Annotated in this window: 38 protein-coding genes and 1 other RNA gene; all 39 read left to right on the top strand. The window is 59.6% G+C overall.

All coding sequences use genetic code 11. The annotated features are described in order from the left end of the window. The first annotated feature begins 33 nt into the window (after positions 1-33). The 39 genes from OKC43_RS03610 (at position 34) to OKC43_RS03420 (ending at position 21,471) form a co-directional block, all read left to right on the top strand. Entirely contained in the window at positions 34-258 is a 225-nt protein-coding gene (locus tag OKC43_RS03610; RefSeq protein ID WP_082044036.1) for a helix-turn-helix domain-containing protein, read from the top strand. 11 nt (positions 259-269) lie between these two features. Then, complete coding sequence (locus tag OKC43_RS03605) at positions 270-2,288, top strand: transposase domain-containing protein (RefSeq protein ID WP_270803924.1); 2,019 nt, start codon at positions 270-272, stop codon at positions 2,286-2,288. Between the two features lie 57 nt (positions 2,289-2,345). After that, a complete protein-coding gene (locus OKC43_RS03600) occupies positions 2,346-3,278 on the top strand; it encodes an AAA family ATPase (RefSeq protein ID WP_270803923.1) in 933 nt (310 codons plus the stop codon). Next, entirely contained in the window at positions 3,278-3,535 is a 258-nt protein-coding gene (locus OKC43_RS03595) for a hypothetical protein (RefSeq protein WP_270803922.1), read from the top strand. Before OKC43_RS03600 ends, OKC43_RS03595 begins: the two co-directional genes overlap by 1 nt. Next, entirely contained in the window at positions 3,532-3,750 is a 219-nt protein-coding gene (locus tag OKC43_RS03590; protein WP_270803921.1) for a hypothetical protein, read from the top strand. Before OKC43_RS03595 ends, OKC43_RS03590 begins: the two co-directional genes overlap by 4 nt. Then, on the top strand, positions 3,747-4,070 hold the full coding sequence (locus OKC43_RS03585) for a hypothetical protein (RefSeq protein WP_270803920.1): 324 nt from the start codon (positions 3,747-3,749) through the stop codon (positions 4,068-4,070). The genes OKC43_RS03590 and OKC43_RS03585 overlap by 4 nt, the downstream gene beginning before the upstream one ends. A gap of 15 nt (positions 4,071-4,085) precedes the next feature. Then, a complete protein-coding gene (locus OKC43_RS03580) occupies positions 4,086-4,706 on the top strand; it encodes a DUF3164 family protein (protein WP_270803919.1) in 621 nt (206 codons plus the stop codon). Beyond that, positions 4,707-5,000 (top strand): hypothetical protein, encoded by a 294-nt coding sequence (locus tag OKC43_RS03575; RefSeq protein ID WP_270803918.1) that lies wholly within the window; start codon positions 4,707-4,709, stop codon positions 4,998-5,000. Further along, positions 4,993-5,223 carry an ANR family transcriptional regulator gene (locus OKC43_RS03570; RefSeq protein WP_270803917.1) on the top strand — a complete coding sequence of 77 codons (231 nt, stop codon included), beginning with the start codon at positions 4,993-4,995 and terminating at the stop codon, positions 5,221-5,223. Before OKC43_RS03575 ends, OKC43_RS03570 begins: the two co-directional genes overlap by 8 nt. A 110-nt stretch (positions 5,224-5,333) precedes the next feature. After that, positions 5,334-5,546, top strand: a complete 213-nt coding sequence (locus OKC43_RS03565) for a hypothetical protein (RefSeq protein ID WP_270803916.1) — start codon at positions 5,334-5,336, stop codon at positions 5,544-5,546. Then, positions 5,545-5,618: hammerhead ribozyme type II (locus OKC43_RS03560), an RNA gene on the top strand. Before OKC43_RS03565 ends, OKC43_RS03560 begins: the two co-directional genes overlap by 2 nt. A 39-nt stretch (positions 5,619-5,657) precedes the next feature. Further along, the gene (locus tag OKC43_RS03555) at positions 5,658-5,912 is read left to right on the top strand and encodes a hypothetical protein (RefSeq protein WP_270803915.1); all 255 of its coding nucleotides are present in this window, start codon (positions 5,658-5,660) and stop codon (positions 5,910-5,912) included. A 219-nt stretch (positions 5,913-6,131) separates the two neighbouring features. Then, complete coding sequence (locus tag OKC43_RS03550; protein ID WP_270803914.1) at positions 6,132-6,365, top strand: hypothetical protein; 234 nt, start codon at positions 6,132-6,134, stop codon at positions 6,363-6,365. 4 nt (positions 6,366-6,369) lie between these two features. Further along, entirely contained in the window at positions 6,370-6,909 is a 540-nt protein-coding gene (locus OKC43_RS03545; protein ID WP_270803913.1) for a hypothetical protein, read from the top strand. After that, positions 6,899-7,513 (top strand): gp16 family protein, encoded by a 615-nt coding sequence (locus OKC43_RS03540; protein ID WP_270803912.1) that lies wholly within the window; start codon positions 6,899-6,901, stop codon positions 7,511-7,513. Before OKC43_RS03545 ends, OKC43_RS03540 begins: the two co-directional genes overlap by 11 nt. 12 nt (positions 7,514-7,525) lie before the next feature. Continuing rightward, the gene (locus OKC43_RS03535; protein ID WP_270803911.1) at positions 7,526-7,723 is read left to right on the top strand and encodes a hypothetical protein; all 198 of its coding nucleotides are present in this window, start codon (positions 7,526-7,528) and stop codon (positions 7,721-7,723) included. 191 nt (positions 7,724-7,914) lie between these two features. Next, entirely contained in the window at positions 7,915-8,202 is a 288-nt protein-coding gene (locus OKC43_RS03530) for a hypothetical protein (protein ID WP_270803910.1), read from the top strand. Positions 8,203-8,295: 93 nt separating this feature from the next. Next, positions 8,296-8,769 (top strand): Mor transcription activator family protein, encoded by a 474-nt coding sequence (locus OKC43_RS03525; RefSeq protein ID WP_270803909.1) that lies wholly within the window; start codon positions 8,296-8,298, stop codon positions 8,767-8,769. A 136-nt stretch (positions 8,770-8,905) separates the two neighbouring features. Beyond that, complete coding sequence (locus OKC43_RS03520; protein ID WP_270803908.1) at positions 8,906-9,376, top strand: glycoside hydrolase family protein; 471 nt, start codon at positions 8,906-8,908, stop codon at positions 9,374-9,376. 1 nt (position 9,377) lies between these two features. Beyond that, positions 9,378-9,698 (top strand): hypothetical protein, encoded by a 321-nt coding sequence (locus OKC43_RS03515; RefSeq protein ID WP_270803907.1) that lies wholly within the window; start codon positions 9,378-9,380, stop codon positions 9,696-9,698. Further along, positions 9,683-10,294, top strand: coding sequence for a hypothetical protein (locus tag OKC43_RS03510; RefSeq protein ID WP_270803906.1), 612 nt, complete (start codon positions 9,683-9,685; stop codon positions 10,292-10,294). Before OKC43_RS03515 ends, OKC43_RS03510 begins: the two co-directional genes overlap by 16 nt. After that, complete coding sequence (locus OKC43_RS03505; RefSeq protein WP_270803905.1) at positions 10,291-10,530, top strand: TraR/DksA C4-type zinc finger protein; 240 nt, start codon at positions 10,291-10,293, stop codon at positions 10,528-10,530. The genes OKC43_RS03510 and OKC43_RS03505 overlap by 4 nt, the downstream gene beginning before the upstream one ends. After that, entirely contained in the window at positions 10,520-10,843 is a 324-nt protein-coding gene (locus tag OKC43_RS03500) for a DUF2730 family protein (protein WP_270803904.1), read from the top strand. The genes OKC43_RS03505 and OKC43_RS03500 overlap by 11 nt, the downstream gene beginning before the upstream one ends. 11 nt (positions 10,844-10,854) lie before the next feature. Next, complete coding sequence (locus tag OKC43_RS03495; protein ID WP_270803903.1) at positions 10,855-11,148, top strand: VpaChn25_0724 family phage protein; 294 nt, start codon at positions 10,855-10,857, stop codon at positions 11,146-11,148. Between the two features lie 5 nt (positions 11,149-11,153). Next, complete coding sequence (locus OKC43_RS03490; protein ID WP_270803902.1) at positions 11,154-11,405, top strand: hypothetical protein; 252 nt, start codon at positions 11,154-11,156, stop codon at positions 11,403-11,405. After that, a complete protein-coding gene (locus tag OKC43_RS03485) occupies positions 11,402-11,533 on the top strand; it encodes a hypothetical protein (RefSeq protein WP_270803901.1) in 132 nt (43 codons plus the stop codon). Before OKC43_RS03490 ends, OKC43_RS03485 begins: the two co-directional genes overlap by 4 nt. A gap of 2 nt (positions 11,534-11,535) precedes the next feature. Further along, the gene (locus OKC43_RS03480; protein WP_270803900.1) at positions 11,536-12,117 is read left to right on the top strand and encodes a DUF3486 family protein; all 582 of its coding nucleotides are present in this window, start codon (positions 11,536-11,538) and stop codon (positions 12,115-12,117) included. Continuing rightward, complete coding sequence (locus tag OKC43_RS03475) at positions 12,117-12,239, top strand: hypothetical protein (RefSeq protein WP_270803899.1); 123 nt, start codon at positions 12,117-12,119, stop codon at positions 12,237-12,239. Before OKC43_RS03480 ends, OKC43_RS03475 begins: the two co-directional genes overlap by 1 nt. Further along, positions 12,236-13,825, top strand: a complete 1,590-nt coding sequence (locus OKC43_RS03470; RefSeq protein ID WP_270803898.1) for a terminase large subunit domain-containing protein — start codon at positions 12,236-12,238, stop codon at positions 13,823-13,825. Before OKC43_RS03475 ends, OKC43_RS03470 begins: the two co-directional genes overlap by 4 nt. Further along, a complete protein-coding gene (locus OKC43_RS03465; protein WP_270803897.1) occupies positions 13,822-15,390 on the top strand; it encodes a DUF935 domain-containing protein in 1,569 nt (522 codons plus the stop codon). Before OKC43_RS03470 ends, OKC43_RS03465 begins: the two co-directional genes overlap by 4 nt. Beyond that, on the top strand, positions 15,383-16,174 hold the full coding sequence (locus OKC43_RS03460; protein WP_270803896.1) for a phage head morphogenesis protein: 792 nt from the start codon (positions 15,383-15,385) through the stop codon (positions 16,172-16,174). Before OKC43_RS03465 ends, OKC43_RS03460 begins: the two co-directional genes overlap by 8 nt. Before the next feature lie 382 nt (positions 16,175-16,556). After that, positions 16,557-17,513, top strand: coding sequence for a phage protease (locus OKC43_RS03455; RefSeq protein ID WP_270803895.1), 957 nt, complete (start codon positions 16,557-16,559; stop codon positions 17,511-17,513). A 6-nt stretch (positions 17,514-17,519) separates the two neighbouring features. After that, on the top strand, positions 17,520-18,419 hold the full coding sequence (locus tag OKC43_RS03450) for a Mu-like prophage major head subunit gpT family protein (protein WP_270803894.1): 900 nt from the start codon (positions 17,520-17,522) through the stop codon (positions 18,417-18,419). 94 nt (positions 18,420-18,513) lie between these two features. Further along, positions 18,514-18,762 (top strand): hypothetical protein, encoded by a 249-nt coding sequence (locus OKC43_RS03445; protein WP_270803893.1) that lies wholly within the window; start codon positions 18,514-18,516, stop codon positions 18,760-18,762. Positions 18,763-18,765: 3 nt separating this feature from the next. Next, on the top strand, positions 18,766-19,326 hold the full coding sequence (locus OKC43_RS03440) for a hypothetical protein (protein ID WP_270803891.1): 561 nt from the start codon (positions 18,766-18,768) through the stop codon (positions 19,324-19,326). A 26-nt stretch (positions 19,327-19,352) separates the two neighbouring features. Beyond that, positions 19,353-19,865: a hypothetical protein gene (locus OKC43_RS03435; RefSeq protein WP_270803890.1), complete on the top strand. Its 513-nt coding sequence runs from the start codon at positions 19,353-19,355 to the stop codon at positions 19,863-19,865. A gap of 3 nt (positions 19,866-19,868) precedes the next feature. Then, positions 19,869-20,303, top strand: coding sequence for a gp436 family protein (locus OKC43_RS03430; RefSeq protein WP_043849621.1), 435 nt, complete (start codon positions 19,869-19,871; stop codon positions 20,301-20,303). Further along, a complete protein-coding gene (locus tag OKC43_RS03425; RefSeq protein ID WP_270803889.1) occupies positions 20,303-20,860 on the top strand; it encodes a phage virion morphogenesis protein in 558 nt (185 codons plus the stop codon). Before OKC43_RS03430 ends, OKC43_RS03425 begins: the two co-directional genes overlap by 1 nt. Further along, on the top strand, positions 20,857-21,471 hold the full coding sequence (locus tag OKC43_RS03420) for a hypothetical protein (RefSeq protein ID WP_270803888.1): 615 nt from the start codon (positions 20,857-20,859) through the stop codon (positions 21,469-21,471). Before OKC43_RS03425 ends, OKC43_RS03420 begins: the two co-directional genes overlap by 4 nt. The last annotated feature ends 4 nt before the right edge of the window (positions 21,472-21,475 follow it).

Below are 21,475 nucleotides of genomic sequence, written 5' to 3'. Positions count from 1 at the left end.
TTGCGCAGTGGTGTAGTTTCGGAGGGTATCAAAATGATTCAAGGCAATACAGATTGGCATAGCGCGGATGTGAAATGCGCGCTGGCAAAAGCAGGGACGAATCTGGCTCAACTGGCCAGAGAAAATGACCTTGCTCCTTCAACTCTTCGCAATGTTTTCCGCTTCAGATGCCCGAAGTACGAGCGCATTGTTGCCGAAGCAATTGGCAAAACACCTGACCAGATCTGGCCATCCCGTTACGAAAGCAAGTGCGCGTAAAGGAGCAGGTTATGGAATGGGTAACTGCAAAAGACTGCGTTGGCATTTCAGTGATGCCAACTGACGTCCACAAAACAAGGGCAAAACTTGATCGCCTGTGCTCTTGCGATGAAGACAAGAAGCGCAAAAAAGCAGGCTCCAAGGCGTTCGAATACCACATCAGCATTCTGCCCCCTGTCGTCCAAGCCGCCCTGCTGCGCAAGTCTGGCAAGGTCAAGGTCGGCGGCATGACGCTGGAACTGCCAAAGCCAAAGGCCCCGCGCTACTGCAAAGAGCAGCTGTGGGCCAACTGGAAGAAGGCCAACGACAAGGCGCACGCCACCGCCAAGGAACGGGTCAAGGCCGTGCAGGCCGTCCATGCCCTGGTTGCCAGTGGTAGCACCCTGATGCAGGCCTATCAGCATATCTCTGACGAGTTCGGGATCGCCATGCCGACCCTGCGCCGCCACTGCTCAGCCGTAAAAGGCTTTGACGATAGCGACTGGCTGGCCGTGCTGGTGCCAAAACAGCAGCAGGCCGCGCTAGAAAACCGTGCCGGCAAGCTGGCCAAGGTGAGCGAGCAGGCGTGGGAGTTCTTCAAAGCTGACTACCTGCGCAACGAGCGCCCGAACGCCGCCAGCTGTTACGAGCGCCTGAAACTGGCCGCCCGCGATCAGAGCTGGGTGGTGCCGAGCCTCAACAGCCTGATGCGCCGCATGGATCTGGAAGTGCCGCACGCCCAGCAGGTCATGCTGCGCGAAGGTGAGCACGCCATGATGCAGCTCTACCCGCCGCAGGAGCGCACCATCGAAGGGCTGGATGCCATGAGCTGGATTAACGGCGATGGCTACCTGCACAACGTGTTCGTGCGCTGGTTCAACGGCGAAATATTGCGCCCGAAAACATGGTTCTGGCAGGACATCTACAGCCGCAAAATCATCGGCTGGCGCACCGATATCAGTGAAAACACCGACTCGATCCGCCTGTCTCTGATGGATGTGTGCAGCAAATACGGCATCCCGCGTGAAATCACCATCGATAACACCCGGGCAGCAGCCAACAAATGGATGACCGGCGGCGTGCCGAATCGCTACCGCTTCAAGGTCAAGGAAGATGACCCGCTCGGCATGATCCCCATGCTCGGCATCAAGCTGCACTGGTCCAGCGTGCTGCTGGGCAAGGGCCACGGTCAGGCCAAGCCGATCGAGCGTGCCTTCGGTAATGGCGGGCTGGAAGAGTACATCGACAAGACAACAGCGCTGGAAGGCACTTACACCGGCCCTAACCCGATGGCCAAGCCAGACAATTATGGTGAACGGGCGGTGGATGCCGAGGATTTCCTGCGCATGGTTGCCGAAGGCGTGGCCATGTTCAACGCCAAGCTGGGCCGCAATACCGAGGCCTGCCACGGCGTCATGAGCTTCGACCAGGCATTCGAGCAGAGCTATGCCCAGGCAACCGTGCGCAAGGCGACCAGCGAACAGCTGACCATGATGATGCTGCAGTCAGAAGCCTGCCGCGTCAGCAAGCACGGCACCATCAAGCTGGAATCTGGCGGCACCATCCGCAACCGCAGCAACCGTTATTACCACGAAGAGCTGGCTGCCTATCAGGGCCAGAAGGTAGTGGCGCGGTTCGACCCGCAGCGCCTGCACGAGGCGGTGATCGTCACCACCCTCAACGGCCTGCATATCTGCGAAGCGGCGTGTCTGGAGAAGGTTGCTTTTGGCGACACCCAGCAAGCCCGCGAGCACAAGCGCGCCCGCACCCAGTTCGTCAAGGCCAACAAGGCCGCAGCACTGGCTCAGAAGGGAATGTCGGCAATGGAGGCCGCCGCGCTGCTGCCCAGCATCAGCGACGAAGAGGCGCCAGAAGCCAAGGTGGTCGAGATGGTGCGCCCGGTCAGCGTTGGCAATGCCGCCGTGGCTATCCAGCCGATGACCCAGCCGGTCGCCACACCGCGCAGCGAAGCAGAACCCGCAATCGACTTTGAAGCCCGTTTTCAACAGGCCGCCGCAGCCATGGCTGCAAAACAGAAAAACCGGATTTAACCGGCATTTAAACCACAAAAAAAGCGGCCATACGGGCCGCCTGAAAGGAGTAATTCAATGACCAATGTAGTCGCACTCGACCAAACCGGCAATACCGATGCCATCACCCGCATCAAGGCACTGCTGGAACAGAGCATCGTCACCCAGGCGCAGATCGCCAAAGAGATCGGCGTGAGCCCATCCACCGTCAACCAGCTGCTGAACGGCAACTACAAGGCCGACCCGGCGCCGATGATGCAAAAGCTGGCCAACTGGCTGACCGCCCGCGACCAGCGCGCCGATGCCCCCCGCGATCCCGGCTTTGTGATGACCGAGACCGCCAAACAGATCATCGCGGATATGAACTATGCGTTGGCGACAGAGAGCATCGTCATCATCCACGGCATCTCTGGCGTTGGCAAAACCACCGCCCTGCGCGAGTTCCAGCGCACCAACAACAACGTGTGGGTGATCACCACCTCCCCGAGCCGCAGCACCATGACCGAATGCATGTATGAGCTGGCCATGGAGCTGGGGATGGAGAACGCCCCGCGCCTGCGTGGCCCGCTGGCCCGCGCCCTGCGCCGCCGTCTGCTCAACACCAAAGGGCTGATTGTGGTGGATGAAGCGGATCACCTCGACCGCCCCACCCTCGAAGAGCTGCGCATCCTGGTTGAGGAAGTGGGGATCGGCATGGTGCTGGTCGGCAACTCCCGCGTTTACACCCAGCTGACCGGCGGCCAGCGCAGCGAAGATTTCGCCCGTCTTTACTCCCGCGTGGCCAAGAAGCGCGCCCTGACCAAGGCCAAGAAGGCCGACGTGATGGCCGTCGCCAGCGCCTGGAACATCGACGGCGATGCCGAGCGCAGCTTGCTGGTGCAGATCAGCGAACGTCCCGGCGCCCTGCGTCTGGTCAGCAAGAACCTGAAATTGGCCGTGGCCTGCTCTGGCGGCGAGCCGCTGACCGAGCAGGTGCTGCGGTACGCCTTTAACGAGCTGGAGGGAGAGTGATGCTGATAACACAACAAGAGCTTTGGAATGCTCATTTTCAGGGTGATTTCAAAAGCTTTTCTCAACTAAAACGCCAATGCGATGAGCAAGAACTCCTTATCGACAAGGCCAAAGACCTGCTGATCGAGCTGAGAAAAGACATCGAGCTGACCATCCACAACAACAAGGTGGTCAACAACAGCCGGGTGGTGGCGATTGCGGAAGCGAAGCTGCAACGGATAGACGAAATCCTCAACTGGAAAGGTGACGAGCAATGAACGCACCCAAGGAACAAGCCAGCTTCTACGGCGTCAAGACCGCGCCATGGACGTACATCAACCTGCTCAGCGGTCGCAAGGGCCGCGTGGTGGAGCAGAGCGATGGAGAAGTGGTGATGGAAGACGAAAAGCTGCAACGCCAGAGCTATGACGAAGACCGCCTGCACCTGAGCTGGGCGCCGCTGAACAGTGAATCACAAGGAGAGCAAGCATGAACATCCAGACCACCACCATCGGTATCAAGGCCCAGCGCGTCGCCTGCCGCCTGCGCAAGTTCGGTTGCCAAGTGCTGGCCATCAAAAGCACCCCGCGCCGCCCGATGATCGAGATTACCTATCCGACAGACGAGCTGCGTGAGAAGGCCGTCGAGATCATCGAACAGGTTGATGGCCTGCGCCGCCGCGCCTACGCCGCCCGCATGAACGGCTGTATCGTCCACTGGCGTGAAGCGGCCACCCGTGACGAGTTCGAGCGCACCGCAGAGATGTCTGCCAGCGAATACATGGCCTATCGGGCCGCCGGTTTCCCCGCTTAACAGGAGCAACAAGCAATGACTACTACCACCGAAAACAAGACCGAAACTCTGCACCGCAACGCCCAAGGCCATATGGTGCCGGAAAGCCTGATCAAGCCAATCGACCTGCTGCGCGATGAAGTGGTGCGCAAGCAGATTGCCATCGCGCTGGAGCTCAAGCTGCACATGGCGGCCACCAAAATCCAGATGCAGCAGGAGCTTTCAGACTATCTGGATCTCAGCGCCAGCGAGTACGGCGTCACCTACGGCGGCGCCAAGGGCAACATCACCCTCACCTCGTTTGATGGCTCCATGAAGGTCGAGCGGTCTATCGGCGAGCATCGTGTTTTTGATGAACGGATCCAGGCTGCCAAGGCGCAAATCGATGCTTGCATCGAGCGCTGGTCAGAAGGTTCAAACGACAAGATTGTCGCTCTGGTTGACCACGCTTTCCGCGTCAACAAGCAGGGCAAGATCGACGTCAATCAGGTGCTCAGCCTGCGTAATCTGGCCATCGAAGATGCCGAGTGGAAAGCCGCTATGGATTCCATCGCCGACGCCATCACCACTGTCAGCAAGAAGGAATACATCCGCCTTTACCAGCGCGATCCGTCTGGCAAGTACGTGGCCATCCCACTCGACTGGGCAAAGTTGTGAATGGAGTTTGAAACCCGCTATGGCCCGCTGTACGTCACCCGCCACGCCTTCGAGCGCTGGGTGCAACGTACCGGCCGCAGCGAACTGGAAATGCTGGGCGCCCTGTCACGGGCATGGCGCCCAAGCAAACGCCAGCTGCGGCGGATCCGGCAGCGCGAGGCGGGATGGAGCCCGCGCCGGATCCTCGAATGTGACGATGCCTATTTCATCCTGAAAAACGGCTCCATCGTCACCGTGTACGACAAGCATCAATGTCAAAAAAGCAGATTTGAACAGGAGTTACACCATGGCTAATGCAGTGTTGAAGGGCGACGAGATCGCCCGCAATCCCAACGGATATCTGGCGCTGGCTACCCGCGCAGCAGAGCTGGAGCGTGAAAGCCGTTATATCACCACGCTCGACCTGTGGAAGATGGCCGCCAAAGCAGCCAAGAACCCCATCAATTACCAGTGGGCACTCAATCGTGCAGAGCTGTGCCACACCTGCATCACCCGCTTTGGCAAGAGGGCAGCGTGATGAAAATCAGCCGCCGCACCTTTCGCATCCTCGCCGTAGTGTGGGGATTGGTATGGGCCGTGCTGGTTGTCGGCGCCGTCCACTTCGTCAAGAGCGCATAGGAGCACGCCATGGAACGCGTTATCAACCTGCTGAACACCAGCGTCGCCGATGCCAAATCGACCTTCGATTGCATCATGGAGCACAACCCGGCGCAGGCGCAGCAAGAGGCCCAGCTGGCCATCGACTTTATTAACGACCAGGGCGAGGCAGAGCACCACAAATCGCGGTTGGCCATGCTGACCACCATCGTCAACAAGGCGCGTAAACGCCTGAACAAGTAAGCGAAACCATGCCGGGCAGTGCTCGGTATGGTCTGCCCAGCGTGGTGGCTGGGCACTGATGAGCAGCCGACCGGGCCCGGTCATAACCCACTCACGATAAGCGAGGAAGCTATGACCCGAAATGTGCTGAACAACCTGTTAAACCGGCTCTATGGCGAGATGGCCATAGCGCTGAACTGGAAAGAGAAAGTGGTGCTGCAGCGCCGCTTTATCGCCCTGGCGCGGGGCGCCAGAAAGTACCGCGCCCACGATATCGCCGGTGACGCCCTGCGCGAAGCGGAGCAACTGCTGGCGGAACTGGAGGCCGAGCGCCTGCAGCTGGTGAATGGCAAGGGGGCCGTATGCACGGTGAATACACGCCACTGATGAAAACGGGGCTGCTGCAAAAGCGGCTCGAGAGCGGCAAAGCCCGCATCGACCCCGATATGGGGCTGGAGAAGTTCTGCACTGGATGCAACGACTACTGGCCACAAGACACCGCCTTCTGGTCTGTGCGCAACCATCCCAACGCGCCAGACGGCCTGCAGCACTACTGCAAGGCCTGCGAATCAGAAGGCAATGCCGAGCGAAAGAGGAAATACCGCCATGACCCTGACCCGCTACCAGCGCAAGATGGTGAATTACGTCAAAGCCAATATGCCGTGCTACGCAAAGCGCCGCCACAAGGGCATGACCAAAGCCGAGCTGCGTGAAGTGGATGAACAGGCCGATGGCGTCGCCATGGCCTGGTTAGACAAAACGGTACCGCGCTGGCGCGAAGGCCAGCCACCCAAGACCAACAAAGTGATTGTGACTGTCAGCAAAGACGACGAGGAATAAGACGATGATTGTTAAAGCGAACTGCAAGTTGACAGAAAAAAGACTGGCCAGCATCAAGGCTGAGATAATCGCTGTTCCGCTCTGGAATCATATGAGCGCGGATGAACTTGGCAAAGCAATGGGGTTGTCTGGTCGCTACCTTTACGGGGCCATGGCGACCCTGCGCGCCCGGGGAGAGATTGAACAGGCCAGCCCGTTGAGCCTGCTGCAAATCACCCGTTACCACCATCTGAATAAGCTGCTGGATAATCCGCAAACAAATTGCCATATCGACAATCTGGTGAAGAAGGTGCTGGGCGCCAACAGCGTTTCAACAAAATCGGCAAGGCGCTGCAAACTGCGTGAGTTAATCGCCACCTGCAAGAAGGCTGGGTTCCCGATCCATAATGAGAGCCGCATCCATGGCGAGCAGGTTGATCAGTTATCCAAGATGGGAAAAGCCAGCAAAACGCTGCGTTATATCCCGCTGTCCAAGGTTGACCCTGACCACCTCGCCCAGTTCGTCAACATCTGCCAGATGAACGGGGGTCGCCATGCAGCCTGATGCCAAGCGCCTGCTCAAGATTGTGCAGGTCGGCCGCCGCGAACTGGGGCTGGATGAAGAAGACTACCGCGCCCTGCTGGAATCCGTGACCGGCGCCCGCTCGGCCAAGGGGCTGAGCGCGGCCAAGCTCGAAGCGGTCATTACCGCCATGAAGGGGCTGGGGTTCAAGGTCAAAGGGGGCGCCCAGGTAAACGGGCGCCGCTCCCCGCCAAGTTCTGCCAAGGTGCAGGCTCCGGAGGTGCGCAAGGTGCGCGCCATCTGGATCACCATGTACAATGACGGCTTCGTGCGCGATGGGTCAGACGATGCGCTGGGCAGCTACATCAAGCGGATGACCGCCAATGCCAACGGCGGCGCGGGTATCGCAAGGCCGGAGTGGCTCACCTCGGCGCAGGCCGAGCGGGTGCTGGAGGCGTTGAAGAAATGGCATATCCGCCTGATGACCGCCGCCATTATCGAGCGCGGGGATATCGTCCCCGCCTCACGCGGCCACCAGATTGATGCGATGCCGGGTTACGACCTGATCCGCGAAGCCTATGAAAAACCGGGCTGGCGGCCAGCGCAGATAATGGTGATCGATGGCAGCAAGCCAGCTAATAGTTAGAGGAAAAACGGGATGATTGATCTTGATTCGGTCGAGGAAATGGTAAATGGGCTGCTAAGAAAGTTTGGCCCTAGCGTTCGCGCAACAAACACCATCGGAGAAGTTAAGGAGCTGATAGACCTAGCCAAGCAGGCGAGACAGGTGTCTGCTGAGTGGCTGGAGATTGATTCTGCCCCAACAGATACCCCCAGTAATTTTGGCCGGCAGTGATGGTCGAGTTGGTGAGGGGGTTCTCTATATCGTTAAGGAGGCAAGCAAACGGCCAAGCGATAACGTTGGTGATTTAAGGGGGATTTTTTTGCAAGGCGACAGCTGGGGGGAGCATTACTGCATCCCTGTTAAGTGGCTGCCGATGCCATCCTCTCCGATCGAAAACAGTTAAGGGAAAAAGGAGCAACACGATGAACAACCAAACTGAACAACTGGATCTCTATGTGGCGCGTGGCGTGGCGCTGGTAGCAACCTTTGTCAGCCTGCTGGTGATTATGGGGCCGCTGTTCTTGCTCTATCACGTGCTGGAAGGTGGCGCACCAATCTATGAATGGGGACGCCTGTCGCTGTCGCTATTCAGCTTTGTAACTCTGTTTATGGTTGGGGTGATCAGGGTGAAAGGTGGCATGCCGTGGCCAGTGTGCATCATCATGCCGCTGATCCAGATTGGCGGGCTGGTCTATCTCACCAGCGGTTGAATTGGGCACCCAGATCCACTGCGTTATCATACAAACACCCGGCTTAGTCCGGGTGTTGCTTTATCTGCAGTTTGCACGCCGTTTGGGGGCCATATGAAAGACGAGACCGACCTGAGCACTGTTGATCTGTTTGGCGTAGGGGTTGACCTGAATGCCATCGATCCGGAAACCTACCGCATGCTGAGTGATGAAACCGCCCCGGGCTGGAGCGAACAGCTGCGCGCCATGTTCGACACCATCGAGCATGTGGTCGCAGCGCATCGCGACTCGCCCATGCTGTCGTTCGTCATGCTCTCAGAGTTCTGCCGCACCTTCGGCGGGGCCCCCTTCTACGTGCCGAACGGCAAGACGCTGACCACGGTGCTGCGCTCCATCCAGATCTGGAAAGAGTTCAACGGCAAGAATCAGTTTGAGTTGTCCCGCAAATTCGGGGTATCGGTGCGGGAAATTCAATTTGTGCTGGCACGGATGCGACGCAGCGAATTGCGAAAAGTGCAGCCTGATATGTTCACAGGACTGGATCCGGTGGCTGATGGAAATGGACGGCGTAATGGTCGGGCTTATTAAGCGACAATTCGATAGCAAATAAAGGCGGCCAAATGGCCGCTTTTATTTTGTCTGCGCTTCATACGATATCCGTCAATACACTACCCGAGCATATAAAAAGCACACTCAACGAAATTCATTATTTCTCAGGTGTGTCATGTCTTCCATTCATGCGCTTATCAAATACGAAGAGGGTTGGGAGCCAAAGCCCTATCTCTGTAGCGAGCGTTATCCCACTGTCGGCTTTGGCTTTCGCATCGGCCCGCAAGGCGCGGATATAAAACTCTATCAATTCACCTTGCCGCTGGCCGCTGGCGAAGCGTGGCTAGATGAATATCTGGCGAAGATGGAACGCGAGATGCGCACCATCCCGCATCTGGCCGATGCGCTCGATACCTGCGCCACATCTCCCGCCCGTACTGCCGTGCTCTACTCCATGGCTTATCAGCTGGGCGTCAATGGGCTTGGCAACTTCAAGAACACCCTTGCCGCCGTGGCCCGTGGCAACTGGGACAAAGCCGCCGCCGGTATGCTCGATAGCCGCTGGGCCAAGCAGACCCCAAAGCGCGCCCAGCGCCATGCCGAACAGATGCGTACTGGCCGCTGGGCCAGCGTGTACGGGGGCTGACATGGGCCGAAACTGGGAGTGGAGTTTTAACCATGGCCGCGAGCAGCGGCTGAAACGGGAGCGCGAGGCGGCCGAACAGGGCATTGCCGAGTGCGATGTTGATCGCCGCGTGCCGCTCCATAGCCGTGACGGAACCATGCAAAGCCAGTTCAAAAAGGGATGGTGTTCCGTGACGCCATCCGAGGTCTACGACGCCCGCAACCGTCACCGCTTCAATATCCTCACCACCTGCAACGGCAAGGCCGCAGAGCACTGCGCCAGGCTGCGTGCGCTCTTCTCAAGTGAAGTCAAGAAGGATGAACCACCATGCCACTCCCGTTAATCCCCGCACTGGCCGCGCTGGCGGTGGAGCAGGGCCCAGCCATGATCCGGGGTATTGCCAGCCTGTTTGGCGGCAGCGAAACCGCGAACAAGGTCGCCGATATGGTCGAGCAGGTATCCGCCATCGGCCTGACTGCATCACAGCAGCGGGCGGCTATTGAAGAACAGCTCAACCGCATCACTGATCCTGCCGTGCTGGTCGAACTGCAAAAGCTCAAGAACGAGATGGAGAAGGAGCAGACCCGCCGCCGCGAGCTGGAGCTGGCCGACCAGCAGGCCGAGCAGGCAACCACCCAGCAGACCATCCGAGAGGGGGATGGCGCAAAGGATGAATACGTGCGCCACACCCGCCCGCTGATGGCGCGCCAGAGCTGGCAAGCAGGGGCGATCTATATCGTGCTGTTCACCGTGCTGCGCGCCTTTGGCTATGGCGACGGCCCCGACTTCGAAATGGCCATGCTGATGCTCACCCCGGCTTGGGCCTATATGGGCCTGCGCACCCTGGACGGCTTCGCCCCGCATCCCAAGGCCAGCGGCCAGAAGGTCGGCGCGGCCATCACTGGCGCAGTCACCAAGCTGATGACGAGGGCCAAATGACCGACCTTTTCTACCGGGCACAACAACAAGAACAAGAGTTTCGCGAGCGCGCCATTGCCCAGGCACGGCGCCATCCGCAGGAACAGCCAGATCAGGACGAGCACGGGAATCGCTTTTGCCTGATGTGTGGGGAGCAGATCGCCGCCGAGCGACTGCAGGCAGAACAGGCAGCGGTGCGCTGTGTGCCATGCCAGAGCCGTAATGAGAAAGCGGGGAGACATCGCTATGGAGTTTGACTGGATCCCCAAGTGGTGGGGGGTGATTACCACGGCCGTAGCGGTGCTGGCCACCGTCGCTCTGTTATGGCTGAGCAAGACGTTCGTGCGCCGCGAGGAGCTTAAGGAAGTGAGCACGAGTATGGATGAACTGACCAACCGCGTTACCAGCCTCGAAGGACGTGTTGAACGTTTGCCAACACAAGAGCAGTTCAATGAGTTGAGTATTCAGCTTGAGGAGTTGCGGGGTGACATGAAAGCCCTGACCGCCCAGCTGAAACCGACTAATCACCTGATTCAATTGCTGCTTGAGCAGCGTTTAAACGAGAAATAAACGGGGGTTGTATGAGTGGTAAAGAGTTTGTGCTGGAAGACCAGCGCCTGATCATCCTGCGGGAACTGAAAGACCAGAACGGCTATGAGACCAACGATTCCATTCTGGATGTGGTGCTCGAAAGCTGGGGCCATCGTATCAGCCGCGACGCGGTGCGCACCCAGATCTGCTGGCTGGAAGAGCAGAACCTGGTCACCACCCGCACCATGGGCGAGTACCTGATCGCCAAACTGACCAGCCGTGGCTTCGATGTCGCCAAAGGCGACGCCACCGTGCCGGGTGTCAAGAAACCGCGTCCGGAGTGATGACCATGAACAAGATGAAAAGCGCCCTGGTGGGCTTGCTGCTTGGTGGCTTTGGTGGTTTTAGCCCATTGATGCTCCGTAACTGGTCTGGCCCGGCATCGCTGGATGAGGCGATCGAGCGTCACGTTCGAGAGGTGCGGCGTGCCAGCCGTTACCGCCCAGCCTTCAACGGCCGCCAGCCTTCGGTAAAGCGTGCCAACCGTCAGGCCAAAGTGGTACGGGCACAGCGCCGTGCTCGCAGGCTTGGCCACGCATGAAAAGCCGCCTGCTGGATATTTCCGCCATGATGGTGACCGGCTATCTGCTGGCGCTGGTCCTGCTGGGCGATCCCGTCTCTGCACTGTGGGGCTGCACCGCCCCGCTGATTGATAAGCTGCTGGAGTAATCATGGCCACCAAGAAGAACACCAAGAGCAAGATCCAGCAGCTGCCGGACGACATCCGCAGCCAGCTGGCCGCGATGCTGCGATCTGGCTCCATGTCACAGAAGGATATTCTGGCCGAGGTGAACAAGCTGATTGTGGAATCCGGCCTGCCGCCGGAAGAGCAGATCAGTCGCACCGGCCTTAACCGTTTCTCGAAGCGGATGGCAGAAGCAGGCAGCCGCATGGAGCAGGCCCGCGAAGTGGCCGCCGTCTGGACCTCAAAGCTCGGGCAGGCCCCCACCTCTGAAGTGGGCAAGCTGCTGCAGGAGTTCGTGCGCACTATGGCGTTTGAGACCTCCATGAAGATGATGGACGCCAGCGACGGCGAAGAGGGCAAGATGATTGACCCGAAATCGCTGGGCCAGCTGGCGCTGGTTATCCAGCGGGTGGAGCAGGCAGCCATGACCAGCCACAAGGTCGAGAAAGAGATCCGCGCCGCGTTCGCCGCCGAGGCCGCCACCGCTGCCGAGAAGATTGTTAAGTCGGCAGGGCTGACGGCCGAGACCGCCGCCCAGATTAAACAGCAGATCTTGGGGATTGCGTGATGAACAAACTGAAATCACTTGCCAGCTGGATGATTAAACCGGTTCATCCACTTTGGCTTATTGCACCTTCGGGTGTGGCCTTTGTGATCGTTCTTCTTATGGCGTGGATTGAGTTGTCATGAACCATCTTACCCAAGCAGAAAACCAGCTTCGCAACCAGTCAGCGGCCGCCATTATCGGCGGCCAGTTCAATCCTGATGAGGTGCTGCTGCCCTATCAGAAGCGCTGGATAGCGGATACCTCACCGCTCAAGATCGCCGAGAAGTCACGGCGAACCGGTTTGACCTGGGCAGAGGCGGCCGATGCTGCCCTGACCGGCTCCATGTCGGCGGCAGCCGGTGGCAGCGATACCTTCTATGTCGGCACCACCAAGGACATGGCCCGCGAGTTTATTGACGCCTGCGCCATGTGGGCCCGCGCATACAACTGCGCCGCCAGCGAGGTGAGCGAAGAGGCGCTGGAGAACGAAGACAAAGACATCCTGGTCTATGTCATCAACTTCGCCAGCGGCTTCAAAATCAAGGCGCTCAGCTCGAACCCCAGCAACTTGCGGGGTATGCAGGGCAACGTGGTGATCGATGAAGGGGCCTTCCATAAAGACCTTGCCGCCATCCTCAAGGCCGCGTTGGCGCTGACCATGTGGGGCAGCAAGGTGCGCATCATCTCGACCCATAACGGTATCGAGAACCTGTTCAACACCCTGATCATAGATAGCCGCGCTGGCAAGAAGCGTTACAGCGTGCATCGCATCGATATCGAGACGGCCATCAACGAGGGGCTGTTCCGCCGCATTCGGCAGGTCACGAAACAGGAGTGGAGCCAAGAGCTGCAAGACGAGTGGCTGCGCAACCTGCTCAAAGACACCGCCACCGAAGAGGATGCGCGGGAAGAGTATTACTGCGAGCCAAAGAGCGGCGGCGGTGCCTATCTGCCCCGTGGCCTGCGCGAACGGGCCTGCCGGGTCGATGGCCCTGTGCTGCGCTTTACCGGCTCGGCCGCCTTCAACGGCTCCAGCGAATCGGAGCGCAATGCAGAGATGCAGGAATGGCTGGAGGCCGAAGTCTTCCCAGAGCTGATGAAGCTGGATCGCAGCCATCGCCATGCCCTGGGCGAAGACTTCGCCCGTTCTGGTGACCTGACGGTGTTCTCACCCATTGAGGTGTTGCCGGATACCCGCCGCCGGGTACCGTTCACCGTCGAGCTCAAGAACACCCCGTTCAAGCAGCAGGAACAGGCCCTTTATTTCATCTGCGATCGCCTGCCGCGCCGCGATGGCATCTGGCTCGATGCCCGTGGCAACGGCCAGTATCTGGCCGAACAGGCTGCCTATCGCTACGGCCAAGAGGTGGTGCAGGTGATGCTGTCGGTCGGCTTCTACCGCGAGAACATGCCGCGCTTCAAGGCGGCGTTTGAAGATGACGAGCTGGAGCTGCCGCGCCACGAAGACATCATCACCGATCTGGGGCAAATCCAGATCTACCGTGGCACCCCCGGCATCGACGACAGCCGCACGCAAGGCAGCGATGGAAACAAGCGACACGGCGACTCGGCGGTGGCCATCTTCTTGGCCTATCTCGCCAGCCGGGCAGAAAACCAGATTTACGAACTGCACCGCATCGCCAAGGTGGGTGCGCCAGCAAAAGACAACGACAGCCAGCGGCAAATGAACATGACCCGTGGCCTGCGTAGCGGAGGCGGATTACTGTGACCAATATTCTCGATAGCCGGGGCAACCCCATCAAACCCGACAAGCCGAAACTGAGCGAAGATATCGCGCTGGCCCACACAACCAGCGTGCGCAACCCGCGCCCCAACAGCGTGGCCAGTACCATCACCCCGCTGCGGCTGGCTGGCCTGCTGCGGTCGGTGGTGGATGGCAACAACCCGCAGGACTACATGACGCTGGCCGAGGAGATCGAAGAGCGCGATCTCCATTACGCCTCCGTGCTGCGCACCCGCAAGCTGGCGGTGGCCGCGCTGCCGCCAAGTGTCGAGGCCGCGAGTGACGACGCTGCTGATGTGCGGCTGGCCGATGAAGTGCGCAAGCTGATGGAGAGCGACCAGATCCCCGAGCTGTTCTTCGACCTGCTCGATGGCCTTGGCAAGGGAATGGGGGTCTGTCAGATCCTGTGGGATACCACCGTCACCCCATGGGTGCCGAAGGATTACAAGTGGGTTGACCCCCGCTATCTGCGGCCGGATGCAGACACCCTGAGCGAGATCCTGCTTATCAGCGACGATGCGCCCCAGGGCAAACCGCTGGAGCCGTACAAATTCATCGTGCATCTGCCGCGCACCAAGTCTGGCAGCATCTGGCGCAACGGCCTAACGCGCCTGTGCGCCGTGATGTATATGCTCAAGAGCTTCACCGTTCGCGACTGGTGGGCGTTTGCCGAAGTGTTCGGCATTCCCATTCGCGTGGGCAAGTACGGGCCGAATGCCACCCCCGAGCAGATTGCCACCCTCAAGAACGCCATCGCCACCATCGCCAGCGATGCCGGGGCTATCATCCCGGATAGCATGATGGTCGAGCTGGTCGAGACCGCGAAGGGCAACGGCGGAGATACCCTGTTCGAGAACATGGCCCGCTGGGCCGACGAGCAGACCAGCAAGGCTGTGCTCGGCCAGACCATGACCACCGACGATGGCAGCAGCCGGGCGCAAGCCACGGTGCATAACGAGGTGCGGCTGGATATCGCCAAGTGGGATGCCCGCCAGCTCGAATCGACCATCAACGAGTACCTGGTCAAGCCCTTCATCATCCTGAACTGGGGCAAACAGAAGGCTTACCCCCGCGTCTGCATCCGCGTGCCGGAGCCGGAAGACCTCAAGATTCTGGTCGATAGCCTGATGCCGCTGGTTGATCGCGGCATGAAGGTGAGCGAGAGCGAAGTGCGTGACAAGTTCGGGCTGGCTGACCCGAAAGACGATGAGGCAGTGCTGCAACCGCTCAGCGCGATGGAGGTCGCCGCCGCGCAGCCGCTTGCTATGAACCGCCAGCAGCCGCAGCGTTTGGCCATCAACCGGATCCTGCAGCCGAGCGAACAGGCCATCGAGCAGCTGACTGATGAGGCGATGAGCGACTGGATAGAGGTTGGCGGCGAAGACTTTATGAACCCGATCCTCGAATTGGCGGCCAAGGCCACCACCTTCGAAGAGTTTAACGATGGCCTGCTCAAGCTGCAGGAGAACCTGACCGCCGAGCAGTTCACCCCGCAGCTGGCCGATTACCTGTTCCGGATGCGTGGCATGGGGGATGTGCAAGATGCCTGAGCCGAAAGCGTCCGCCTTTCCGCCAAAAGAGGCGCTCGACTGGTTCAAGAAAAAGGGGCTGCAGCCCGGATTTGATTATCGCGACGTGTGGAAGGAGGAGCACAGCAACGCCTTCACCGTCGCCAAGATGCTCAACGCCGATCTGCTGGTCGAGGTGCGCGCCATGGTCGAGCAGGCGCTGGAGCAGGGCCAGACCTATCAGCAGTTCGCTGCCGTGCTCAAGCCGCTACTGGTCAAGTCTGGATGGTGGGGCGTGCAGGAGCTTGACGACCCGCTGACCGGCGAAACCAAGCCGGTACAACTGGGCAGTGAAGGGCGGATAAAGATCATTTACCGCACCAATATGCGCACCGCCCGCGCCGCTGGCCAGTGGCAGCGCATCGAGCGCACCAAACGGGCGATGCCATACCTGACCTACACTATCGGCCCAGCGCGGGAGCACCGCGCCCTGCACTTGAGCTGGCGCGGGATTACCCTGCCGGTGGATGATCCCTGGTGGCAAACCCATATGCCGCCCAACGGCTGGGGCTGCCATTGCGGGGTGCGCCAGATCAGCAAGTTCGAATACGCCAAGCTGCAGGGCGATAGCGGGTTCAAGTTTGCCGCGCCAAACGATGGCACAAGCGAGTGGGTGAACAAGCGAACAGGTGAAGTCGAGACCCTGCCGAAGGGGATCGAGCCGGGGTGGGATTACAACCCGGGCAAGCGGCGCGAGCAGGCCTTGCAAGCTGACCTGAAAGCCAAGGAGCAAACATTGCGCCAAACGCTCTCTAAGCCTCTGTGAGCGTTTTTGGCTACCAGCGCACGAACAATTACCCAGCTTTTGAATCTGAGGCGATTTAAATCGGTTTTAAAGATGGTGTGTGGTGGTGTCGAAGGTGCTGTTTTAGGCCTGCGCCACCATCCACCCGCCAGCGGTGATCATCACCACGGCGACCAGATAGCCCCGATCACATTGGCAAGCTGACCCGCCATCTGTATCCTGTGATGACCGGTCATCACAGCGTCACCCCATCTACTCCCCCTCTCAATAGCGCGAAAAGCGTCATTACAGGCCAGCCCCCCAGCTGGCCCATTATCGATTCGTCCAAACATTTGTTCACCCAAACATTTGTTAATTCAACCAAGCGCCACCCGGCAGGAGGTTGTTATGTAACGGAGCGATCATGCCCAAGACATCACTAGCCCTTTGCTTTGACCTTTCCCGTCAGGAAGTCCGTGACGAGAAAGTCTGGCTGCCGTTGATCCCGGCTGGCTCTTTCGCTGGCAATGATGGCCGCAGCTGGACCAACAGCAACCCCGACGCCGTGGTCGCCGCCTTTACCCGCAAGCGCCCGTTTGACGTCGAGCACTCCACCCACCTCAAAGGCCCGAAGGGCGACAAGGCCCCGGCTATCGGCTGGATCCTTGCGCTGCAAAACATCGGCGGCGAAGTGTGGGGGATGGTTGACTGGAACAGCGAAGGGCGCGAGATGCTGGAGAAGAAGGAGTACGCCTTCTATTCCCCCGCATTTCTCTATGACGAGGCCGGTACGGTGCAAAGCATTGCCAGTGTCGGCTTGACCAACGAACCCAACTTGCACCAACTCCCTGCCCTGAACCGTGAGGAAACTCAAATGCCATTGCCCGTTGAACTGACCCAGGCACTGGGTCTGGGCGCTGATGCGGATACTGCTTCCGCGCTCACCGCCATCAATACCCTCAAGGCCGATCACCAACTGGCCATGAACCGCGCCAACGCTGGCCCTGACCTGAACAAGTTTGTCCCGAAAGAGACTTACGAACTGGCCCTGAACCGTGCCACCACCGCAGAAGCCAAGGTGAAAGAGACCGAAGAGGCCAAGCTGGCCGCGCTGGTCGATGAAGCCATCACCGCTGGCAAGATCGCCCCTGCCAACAAAGAGATGTTCCTGGGCATGTGCCGCGCTGAAGGTGGTGTGGAGCAGTTCAAGGCATTTGTGCAGACCGCTCCGGTGATTGCCGATGCCAACGCACCAGCCAACAAACCGGCACAGGGTGGGGCGCTGAGCGCTGACGAACTGGCCCTGTGCCGCAAGATGGGCCAAAAGCCCGAAGAGTTCCTGGCTGCCAAGCAAGCCATGAAAGCCAAACAAGGGGAGTAATCCATCATGGCATTTACCGAAGCGCAAATTCTGGAGGCGCTGACCGTCTCCATGTCCGCCGCCTATACCAAAGGTCTGGGTGCGATCTCCCCGCAGTGGAACCGCGTGGCCACTCAGGTACCGAGCGCTGGCAGCTCCAACTTCTACGGCTGGCTGAAAGACCTGCCAGCAATCAAGGAGTGGCTGACCACTCGCCAGCTGGTTGAGGTGGGTAGCCATGGCTATCAGATCCTCAACAAGACCTTCGAATCCTCCATCGTCATCAAGCGCGAAGACGTGGAAGACGACCAGATCGGCAAGTATTCGGTCATCTCCGAGAACTTCGGCCGTGAAGCGGCGCTGTTCCCGGACAAGAACGTCTATGGCCTGCTGGCTGCTGGGTTCACCACCCTCTGCTATGACGGTCAGAACTTCTTCGATACTGACCACCCGCTCGATACCACTCCGGCCACCACCTTCTCCAACGTGGTGGGCGATCCGGCTACCGATACCGGTGCCCCGTGGTTCGTCATCGACGATATGCAGGTGGTCAAGCCCATCGTGTTCCAGGAACGTCGCCCGTTCGACTTCCAGACCATGAACGCAACCAGCGAATACACCTGGTTCAACAACAAGTTCGCGGCGGGTGTTGACGGTCGCCATGGCTATGGCTTCGGCTTCCCGCAGACCGCTATCGGCTCCAAGGCTGCGCTGGATGAAGCCAACTTCGAAGCGGCCAAGACCAAGCTGGCCAACATGAAGAAGTCCAACGGCACCCCCATCGGTACCATGGCGCGCATTCTGGTCGTCGGCCCGAGCAACGAAGCGGCAGCCCGCAAGCTGATCAAGCGCGAGTTCCTCGATAACGGTCAGAGCAACATCTACTACAACAACGTCGAGATCGTGGTCAGCCCGTATCTGGTCTAACCGAATCGACCGCCCCGGCACTCCCGGGGCCTCTTTCAACACGGCATGGGTGGAGCTTTAACGCGTCGAAGCCCATGCCAAAGAGGATGCCGCAATGCCAACAGCCAAGAAATCGATCACTTCTGCCTGGACGCTGGTCTCTGCCGCTGCATCCGGCTTTATGGAGAATCAGGGCCCGCAGGCGATCAAGTTTCGCACGGCGACGGCTGTGCCTGCTGCCACTGACGATATGGGGCATCTGCTGACTGATGGTGAATTTCGCGGCTGGTCTCGGCAAACCGCAGAGAACATCTATGCCAGAACCATTGATGGCACTGCCACGCTGATTGTGACCGAGGGCTAAGCCATGTTCTTCAGCGCCCCACCGATTATTCAGGCTGGCCCGTCACCGCTGCCGACAGATGTGCTGCTGCTCAGAGCCAGTTATCTGGCGACGACTGGCACGCTCAAGCAAACCCTGACCACCGACAACGTGGCGCAGACCGTGCTGTTTAACACCCTGTCGCTGGCCGATGCCGATCTCACCGTGGATCTGGTGACCGGCGAGCTGACAACTGCCAAGGATTTCGTGGGGATGGCCAGCATCAGTTGCAGCATCCTGCGCGAGAACAGCGGCGGTTCAACGACTCGCTGGGGGTTGTTTATCGAAGTGTTCAACGCGGCAACATCAACCTGGTCAGCGGTGCCGGGTTCGCTGCGCCCGCTGACGCTGCCCAGTGCCGACACCAACGTTGAACGGTTTATTGATCTGACCTTCTCGGTCAGCCTCGCGGCGGGTCAAAAGTTCCGTTTCCGCCACTTCACCAATCAGGCCAGCCGTCAGGTATCTCTGATTGCCCAGGCTGCCACCGCATCGTTGCCGAGCAGCTCGGCGGCGGTCATGAGTTTCTGGGGCATAAAGCCCTGATAAAGCCCATTTAAAGGAGCATTGAAATGGCCACGAAAAAGAAAATTACCCCGCCCGGTGACGACAAAAGCCCGCAGCTGGCAGCTGCAGCAGTGGATCAAAGTGCCGAGCTGGTTCAGGCGCAAGCCGAACCGTTGCAATCCGTAGCGCTGGAGCAATCAGCAGAAGCGCAGGGTGTGGATCTGGTTGCTGAGCAAGCCGCCAAGCAAGCAGAGATGTTGGCAGCCGAGCAGCCGCTCGAAGAGGAAGTGGATATCAGCGATGCCGCGCTGGTGATGGCTGTTGAAGAGCATCAGCCTGACTGGCTGCTCGGTCAGTTCGACGTCAAGGCCAAGTCACCGGCCGGTTTCTGGCGCTGTGGCATCCAGTTCCTGCACTCCAGCGCGACCCGCGTCTTTGTGGTCACATCCAAGGCTGATGTGCCGCACGACCACAGCTGCGAGATCCCGTGCTGCTACTTGACGCAGGAAGAAGCCAAGCGCGTCTATGGCGAACAGTGGCTGACCGTGCTTATCGATAGCGAAGTGATCAAGGACTAAGCCATGGCCATCTACGCGACGAAGCAGGATCTGGAAGACCGCGACGGCTCGATGCTCTACAACTTCGCGCTCGACCGCAGCACCGACACCCTGAACGATGTCTGGATTGATGAGGCACTGGCCACCGCCGATGACGAAATCAATGGCTACCTGAGTCGTCGCTTTGTGCTTCCGCTGCCGACCGTGCCGGACCTGCTCAAGCGCAACGCCATCGTGATCGCCTTCTACTGGCTGGCCGACCGCGATAATCAGGCCACCGACCTGCTGCGTGAACGCTATGACCGCGCCATCGCCAAAATCAAAGAGATTGCGGCGGGCAAGATTGACTTGGGCCTGCCCACGCCGGATATGCCGCCAGAGGGCAGCGTCGGCAAGGTGGAGTTGGTGCAAGAGAACGAGCGCCTGTTCACCCGCAACAGCCTGAAAGGGGTGCTGTGATGGCGATCTCGGTGCAGGTCTCAACCCGGGGCGAAGAGCTGGCGCGCTATCAGCGCCTGCTCGATACCCTGGGCCGCAACGACTACAAGGCCGAGCTGCTGGAAAGCATCGGCGCCGTGGTCGAAAGCCAGACCCGCCGCCGCATTAGTGACGGGAAGACCGCGCCGGATGGTACGCCATGGGCGCCCTGGTCAGATGCCTACGCCAAGACTCGCTACGGCGATCAAAGCCTGCTGCAGGGCTCTGGTGATCTGTATGACAGCATCGAGTTTCAGGTGCAGCGCAACAGCGTGCGGGTCGGTTCGCCGCTGGCCTATGCCGGAGTGCATCAGGACGGATTCAGCGGCTCGGTGCAGGTGCCTGCCCACGTTCGCCGCATCAGTCAGGCGTTTGGCAAGGCGCTCAAGTTCCCGGTCTATCAGTCGGTCGGCAGCTTTACCCGCATGATGGAGATCCCCCAGCGCGAGTTTCTGGGCCTCTCCAGCGATAACCAGAACGAGTTGCTCGCCGTGATTGGCGACTTCTGGCAAGACGTGATGAAGGAGGCAGGCCTATGAGCCGCCCTGATTTTGGCACCATCGGCAGCACCGTCAGCGCCTGCGAAGGGGTGGTGAACTACCTCAAGCCCTATCTGGAGGCAACCGGCCCCGGCGCGGATCGGTTGATTGACCGGGTGCAAACCGTGGAGCGCCACATCGGCCGCTTCAACGAGCCGGACGATATCAAGTACTGGATGGGTAACCGCGATGGCGGCATCCGTATCTGCGCCCAGCGGGTGGTATCGATGCGCCGTGAAGGCAGCCTGATAGGCACTATCGAGTTTGTCGCCTTCGTGTTCTGCGCTGACCAGTTCGGCTATGCCAAAGACCAGCGTGCCGAGGTGATTGCCGGTCGGCTGGCCACCGCCCTGATGTTGACAGGCGGCTGGCGTGGTACCGGTGCCAGCAAGGCGCCTGAAGGCGTGCGGATGGACAACCTCTACACCACCGGCATCGACAAGCTGGGGCTGGCGATCTGGTCGGTGACATGGCGGCAAGACTGGCCGCTGGATAACCCCATCGACCCCGCCACGCTCGATGACTTCTTGCGTATGAACTGGCGCGCCGAGCAGGGCGATGGCTCACCGGTCTGCGAGGCAGATATCACCGTGCCAGGCCCAACACCTTAGGAGC

It is taken from the genome of Aeromonas sp. Y289-2 (assembly GCF_027705925.1).
GTDB classification, from domain to species: domain Bacteria; phylum Pseudomonadota; class Gammaproteobacteria; order Enterobacterales; family Aeromonadaceae; genus Aeromonas; species Aeromonas veronii.
The sequence above is the reverse complement of the archived record's forward strand: the minus strand, read 5'-3'. Positions and strand labels throughout refer to the sequence as shown.

Excerpts from the sequence above, each read along its gene's own strand:
- OKC43_RS03610 (WP_082044036.1), top strand. The coding sequence starts at position 34 with ATGATTCAAGGCAATACAGATTGGCATAGCGCGGATGTGAAATGCGCG.
- OKC43_RS03605 (WP_270803924.1), top strand. The coding sequence starts at position 270 with ATGGAATGGGTAACTGCAAAAGACTGCGTTGGCATTTCAGTGATGCCA.
- OKC43_RS03600 (WP_270803923.1), top strand. The coding sequence starts at position 2,346 with ATGACCAATGTAGTCGCACTCGACCAAACCGGCAATACCGATGCCATC.
- OKC43_RS03595 (WP_270803922.1), top strand. The coding sequence starts at position 3,278 with ATGCTGATAACACAACAAGAGCTTTGGAATGCTCATTTTCAGGGTGAT.
- OKC43_RS03590 (WP_270803921.1), top strand. The coding sequence starts at position 3,532 with ATGAACGCACCCAAGGAACAAGCCAGCTTCTACGGCGTCAAGACCGCG.
- OKC43_RS03585 (WP_270803920.1), top strand. The coding sequence starts at position 3,747 with ATGAACATCCAGACCACCACCATCGGTATCAAGGCCCAGCGCGTCGCC.
- OKC43_RS03580 (WP_270803919.1), top strand. The coding sequence starts at position 4,086 with ATGACTACTACCACCGAAAACAAGACCGAAACTCTGCACCGCAACGCC.
- OKC43_RS03575 (WP_270803918.1), top strand. The coding sequence starts at position 4,707 with ATGGAGTTTGAAACCCGCTATGGCCCGCTGTACGTCACCCGCCACGCC.
- OKC43_RS03570 (WP_270803917.1), top strand. The coding sequence starts at position 4,993 with ATGGCTAATGCAGTGTTGAAGGGCGACGAGATCGCCCGCAATCCCAAC.
- OKC43_RS03565 (WP_270803916.1), top strand. The coding sequence starts at position 5,334 with ATGGAACGCGTTATCAACCTGCTGAACACCAGCGTCGCCGATGCCAAA.
- OKC43_RS03555 (WP_270803915.1), top strand. The coding sequence starts at position 5,658 with ATGACCCGAAATGTGCTGAACAACCTGTTAAACCGGCTCTATGGCGAG.
- OKC43_RS03550 (WP_270803914.1), top strand. The coding sequence starts at position 6,132 with ATGACCCTGACCCGCTACCAGCGCAAGATGGTGAATTACGTCAAAGCC.
- OKC43_RS03545 (WP_270803913.1), top strand. The coding sequence starts at position 6,370 with ATGATTGTTAAAGCGAACTGCAAGTTGACAGAAAAAAGACTGGCCAGC.
- OKC43_RS03540 (WP_270803912.1), top strand. The coding sequence starts at position 6,899 with ATGCAGCCTGATGCCAAGCGCCTGCTCAAGATTGTGCAGGTCGGCCGC.
- OKC43_RS03535 (WP_270803911.1), top strand. The coding sequence starts at position 7,526 with ATGATTGATCTTGATTCGGTCGAGGAAATGGTAAATGGGCTGCTAAGA.
- OKC43_RS03530 (WP_270803910.1), top strand. The coding sequence starts at position 7,915 with ATGAACAACCAAACTGAACAACTGGATCTCTATGTGGCGCGTGGCGTG.
- OKC43_RS03525 (WP_270803909.1), top strand. The coding sequence starts at position 8,296 with ATGAAAGACGAGACCGACCTGAGCACTGTTGATCTGTTTGGCGTAGGG.
- OKC43_RS03520 (WP_270803908.1), top strand. The coding sequence starts at position 8,906 with ATGTCTTCCATTCATGCGCTTATCAAATACGAAGAGGGTTGGGAGCCA.
- OKC43_RS03515 (WP_270803907.1), top strand. The coding sequence starts at position 9,378 with ATGGGCCGAAACTGGGAGTGGAGTTTTAACCATGGCCGCGAGCAGCGG.
- OKC43_RS03510 (WP_270803906.1), top strand. The coding sequence starts at position 9,683 with ATGCCACTCCCGTTAATCCCCGCACTGGCCGCGCTGGCGGTGGAGCAG.
- OKC43_RS03505 (WP_270803905.1), top strand. The coding sequence starts at position 10,291 with ATGACCGACCTTTTCTACCGGGCACAACAACAAGAACAAGAGTTTCGC.
- OKC43_RS03500 (WP_270803904.1), top strand. The coding sequence starts at position 10,520 with ATGGAGTTTGACTGGATCCCCAAGTGGTGGGGGGTGATTACCACGGCC.
- OKC43_RS03495 (WP_270803903.1), top strand. The coding sequence starts at position 10,855 with ATGAGTGGTAAAGAGTTTGTGCTGGAAGACCAGCGCCTGATCATCCTG.
- OKC43_RS03490 (WP_270803902.1), top strand. The coding sequence starts at position 11,154 with ATGAACAAGATGAAAAGCGCCCTGGTGGGCTTGCTGCTTGGTGGCTTT.
- OKC43_RS03485 (WP_270803901.1), top strand. The coding sequence starts at position 11,402 with ATGAAAAGCCGCCTGCTGGATATTTCCGCCATGATGGTGACCGGCTAT.
- OKC43_RS03480 (WP_270803900.1), top strand. The coding sequence starts at position 11,536 with ATGGCCACCAAGAAGAACACCAAGAGCAAGATCCAGCAGCTGCCGGAC.
- OKC43_RS03475 (WP_270803899.1), top strand. The coding sequence starts at position 12,117 with ATGAACAAACTGAAATCACTTGCCAGCTGGATGATTAAACCGGTTCAT.
- OKC43_RS03470 (WP_270803898.1), top strand. The coding sequence starts at position 12,236 with ATGAACCATCTTACCCAAGCAGAAAACCAGCTTCGCAACCAGTCAGCG.
- OKC43_RS03460 (WP_270803896.1), top strand. The coding sequence starts at position 15,383 with ATGCCTGAGCCGAAAGCGTCCGCCTTTCCGCCAAAAGAGGCGCTCGAC.
- OKC43_RS03455 (WP_270803895.1), top strand. The coding sequence starts at position 16,557 with ATGCCCAAGACATCACTAGCCCTTTGCTTTGACCTTTCCCGTCAGGAA.
- OKC43_RS03450 (WP_270803894.1), top strand. The coding sequence starts at position 17,520 with ATGGCATTTACCGAAGCGCAAATTCTGGAGGCGCTGACCGTCTCCATG.
- OKC43_RS03445 (WP_270803893.1), top strand. The coding sequence starts at position 18,514 with ATGCCAACAGCCAAGAAATCGATCACTTCTGCCTGGACGCTGGTCTCT.
- OKC43_RS03440 (WP_270803891.1), top strand. The coding sequence starts at position 18,766 with ATGTTCTTCAGCGCCCCACCGATTATTCAGGCTGGCCCGTCACCGCTG.
- OKC43_RS03435 (WP_270803890.1), top strand. The coding sequence starts at position 19,353 with ATGGCCACGAAAAAGAAAATTACCCCGCCCGGTGACGACAAAAGCCCG.
- OKC43_RS03430 (WP_043849621.1), top strand. The coding sequence starts at position 19,869 with ATGGCCATCTACGCGACGAAGCAGGATCTGGAAGACCGCGACGGCTCG.
- OKC43_RS03425 (WP_270803889.1), top strand. The coding sequence starts at position 20,303 with ATGGCGATCTCGGTGCAGGTCTCAACCCGGGGCGAAGAGCTGGCGCGC.
- OKC43_RS03420 (WP_270803888.1), top strand. The coding sequence starts at position 20,857 with ATGAGCCGCCCTGATTTTGGCACCATCGGCAGCACCGTCAGCGCCTGC.